The organism is Succinivibrio sp. (assembly GCF_045124615.1).
Taxonomy (GTDB): Bacteria; Pseudomonadota; Gammaproteobacteria; order Enterobacterales; family Succinivibrionaceae; genus Succinivibrio; species Succinivibrio faecicola.
This window is the reverse complement of sequence record NZ_JBGVMC010000271.1, coordinates 1-3,742: the sequence shown is the minus strand read 5'-3', so window position 1 is coordinate 3,742 and position 3,742 is coordinate 1. Positions and strand designations below refer to the sequence as shown.

Here is a 3,742-nt window from a genome sequence, read left to right as displayed (position 1 = left end):
ATAATTGCTCATAAATTGAGCGGGAGTTTTAAAATGGCAATTTATGTAAATACAAACGTTTCAAGCTTAAACTCTAACAGACAGTTAGGTAAAGCAACCCATTCTCTTGATACAACCTACAAGCGTTTATCATCAGGTTTAAGAATTAACTCAGCAAAAGATGATGCTGCAGGCTTACAGATTTCAGATAGATTAACATCTCAGATTAACGGTTTAAATCAGGGTAACCGTAATGCAAACGACGGTATTGCTTTAGCTCAGACAGCTGAAGGTGCACTTGATGAAGTAACCAACATGTTACAGCGTATTCGTACCTTATCACTACAGTCTGCTAACGGTACTAATACAACAGCTGATCGTGGTGCAATTCAGGCTGAGGTAAAATCTTTATGTGATGAAATCAACCGTATTTCAAGTAAGACAACCTTTGCAGGTCAGGAAATATTAGCTGGTAAAGGAAAAGGTCTTGTAGATAATACAACAGGACAGATTTCATTCCAGGTAGGTGCAAATGCTAATGATACAATTTCTGTAAATTTATGTAAGGCATTTAATATTAGCTCAATGTTCGATGCTGTAACAGGTGATGCGGATGCTATGGACGCTAATAAGAGAGCATTTGCTGTATCTACAGCAGAAAAAGCTCAGAAAACTTTAGCAACTATTGATAAATTTATAGCTCATGTTGACAAGGCTCGTGGTGAGTTAGGTGCTGTACAGAACAGACTTGAGTCAACCATTGCAAACCAGTCAAACATTGCTGAAAACGAATCAGATGCACGTTCACGTATCCGTGATACTGACTACGCTGAGGAAGCAGCAAATCTGTCACAGCAGACAATTGTTCAGCAGGCAGCATCATCAATGCTGACCCAGGCTAACAGCCGTCCACAGATTGCTTTAAGTCTTCTTGGCTAATATATAGTGAATTATTTAATCCTGTTATCAATGATAACAGGATTTTTTTATGCAACATTAAATCCAAGCAATCTTAGTTTTTCTTTAAAACAATCCTGAACGCCTTCAAGAGTAACAGTCTGCAGTTCATGCCTTTCTCTGTAATTTTTTCTAAGCAGATCAAAACTTGCCGCATCGGTAAAACTTGCCTTAAAAAGATCAGCATCATAAGTAACATTGTAAATACTGTTTACAAGTCTGTATAAAAGATTTGTATCATATGACTTTATACAGTCTGAAAGAACTATTCTTGTAATCTCAGCAGATGGCATCTGATAATTAACGTTTATATCTGAGTTAAGAACCTTTTTTAGTTCATTTGCAAGCATCACATTTGCTCTTCTTTTTGATTCATATGAATATCCTGCAATATGAGCTGTTGCTCCCTGAACATAATTTAAAAGCTCTTTTTCCTTGATTTGAGGTTCTCCTTCAAATACATCAAGGAATACTTTTAAATCACTGCGCTGTTTTAGCACATAAAGCAAATCACTGTTATTGATGACCTCACCTCTAGCAGCATTAATCAATATTGCGTTTGGTTTTAATTTCATCAACTGTTCTTTGCAAAGCATATAATGAGTTTTATACTCACCATCCTTAATTAAAGGCACATGCAGTGTCACAACGTCACAGTTTAAGACATCATCTAAACTTGCACCACATGACAAGTCGCCCCCCTTAAATCTAGGTAGATCGCAAACAACAGGTTTCATATCAAGACCTAAAGCCTTATTTAAAACCTGTGAGCCAACACAGCCACAGCCAACAATACCAATGCTTTTACCTGCAAGGGGAATTGAAAATCTTACTGACAGATTTAACAGAACTGACAGAACATAGTCTCCAACTGACTCACAGTTGTTTCCTTTTGCGTTGGTATAAGGGATCTTCATTGAATCTAAAAGAACAGTATCAAAGTGATCCATACCTGCTGTTGCAGTACCAACAAATTTTAATTTTTTAGCTTTAGATAAAAGCTCTTCATTAACTTTGGTAATTGATCTTGTAATAAGTACATCTGTATCTTCAAGATCGTCACAGTTAATATTACGACCGTTTTTCAAAACTACCTGACCGAATGGGGAAAACACCTCAACAGAATTTGGCAGAGCCTCGTCGCATAAAATTTTCATATAAATCTCCTTTGCAGACATATTATACAAAATTCTGTGTCGAATAATTATTCATCAAAGCTGTATAAATATTGTATAATTAAGGAAATTTTTTCTGGGGGTTAATATGTCATCTGAAATTACAGTAGATTACAAAAATTCAAGTACAAAAGCATTATTGCTAGGTTCAGGCGAGCTTGGTAAAGAAGTCGCACTTGAACTTCTTCGTTATGGTGTTGATGTTACTGCCTGTGACAGATATGACAATGCTCCTGCAATGTCTGTAGCACAGCACAAAGCTGTTATAAACATGCGTGATGGTGCAGCTTTAAGAAAGCTTATTGAAACTCTAAAGCCAGACTATATTATTCCAGAAATCGAAGCTATCGCTACAGAAACCTTAATTGAACTTGAAGAAGAAGGCTATAACGTAGTACCTTCTGCTCATGCTGCAAACATCACAATGAACCGTGAATCAATCAGAAATCTTGCAGCAAATGAGCTGGCTTTACCTACATCACCATTCTTCTTTGCATCAAGCATTGAAGAAGTACATGAGCATATTAGATCAATTGGTTTTCCTTGTATCATGAAGCCAATCATGAGCTCATCTGGTAAAGGTCAGTCTGTTTTAAAATCAGAAGCTGACATTGAAAAAGCTTTTAAAGATGCATGCGAAAACGGCCGTGGCGGTATCAACCGCGTAATTGTTGAAGGTTTTGTAAAATTCGATAAGGAAATTACTCTACTGACAATCAATGCTGTAGATGGAATCCATTTTTGTAATGCAATCGGTCATCACCAGGTAAACGGTGATTACCATGAGTCATGGCAGCCAGAAGAACTTTCAGAAGAAGTTATAATGGAGTCAAAGCGTATTGCCTCAGCTATCGTTAGTGCTTTAGGCGGATACGGTATTTTCGGTGTTGAACTGTTTATATGTGGCAGCAAGGTTATCTTCTCTGAGTTATCTCCAAGACCTCATGATACCGGCATGGTAACCATGATTTCTCAGGATCAGAGCGAGTTTGCTCTTCATGTAAGAGCTTTATTAGGACTACCTATTGGTAAAATCACCTTCTTTGGACCATCTGCATCAGCTGCAGTTCTTGGTAACGGAAAAGGCACTCATTTCAAGTTCTCAAAGCTTGCAGATGCTTTAGGTGTAACACCAAGCTCTCAGCTTAGAATCTTTGCAAAGCCTGATATTGATGGAGAAAGACGTTTGGGTGTATGCCTTGCACGTGGAAAAAATGTAAATGACGCTGTAGACAACGTTAAGAAGATGCGTTCTTTACTTGAGATTGAGATCACTGAGTAAACTATGGATTTATCAAATTACCAGAAGATGGATGTATTTATCCTTTTTTCTTGTGTGAATATGAAATTAAGAGATGAATACTCATCTTTAACTGATTTGTGCAAAAGTCTGGATCTTGATATGGATACTCTAAAAGATAGACTTAAGCAAGCTGGCTTTGAATATGATGAGGCACAAAATCAGTTTAAATAATGTTACCTTTTGTTAATTCTCATTATCTGTTTATTATTTCTCATCCTATCTGTGCCCCTGGCACAGATAAATCTGCTCTTGCAGCTGTAAGCTACTTTATTACTGATGCAGCATACAATACAGTTGCAAAAATGCAGCAGTTAAGATGTAAAAGACC

General features: G+C 37.1%; 4 protein-coding genes. 3 read left to right on the top strand and 1 reads right to left on the bottom strand.

Features of this window, described 5'->3' with window-relative positions; all coding sequences use genetic code 11:
• The first annotated feature begins 33 nt into the window (after window positions 1-33).
• The gene (locus tag ACJML3_RS07125) at window positions 34-918 is read left to right on the top strand and encodes a flagellin (RefSeq protein WP_406021895.1); all 885 of its coding nucleotides are present in this window, start codon (window positions 34-36) and stop codon (window positions 916-918) included.
• A 47-nt stretch (window positions 919-965) separates the two neighbouring features.
• Here the strand turns inward: ACJML3_RS07125 and ACJML3_RS07120 are convergent, their stop codons facing one another.
• Entirely contained in the window at window positions 966-2,093 is a 1,128-nt protein-coding gene (locus tag ACJML3_RS07120) for a 4-phosphoerythronate dehydrogenase (RefSeq protein ID WP_406021893.1), read from the bottom strand.
• Between the two features lie 106 nt (window positions 2,094-2,199).
• Here ACJML3_RS07120 and purT point away from each other — a divergent pair, with 106 nt between their 5' ends.
• Entirely contained in the window at window positions 2,200-3,393 is a 1,194-nt protein-coding gene (purT, locus tag ACJML3_RS07115) for a formate-dependent phosphoribosylglycinamide formyltransferase (RefSeq protein WP_406021891.1), read from the top strand.
• A 3-nt stretch (window positions 3,394-3,396) separates the two neighbouring features.
• Window positions 3,397-3,585 (top strand): DUF4250 domain-containing protein, encoded by a 189-nt coding sequence (locus tag ACJML3_RS07110; protein WP_219935888.1) that lies wholly within the window; start codon window positions 3,397-3,399, stop codon window positions 3,583-3,585.
• The last annotated feature ends 157 nt before the right edge of the window (window positions 3,586-3,742 follow it).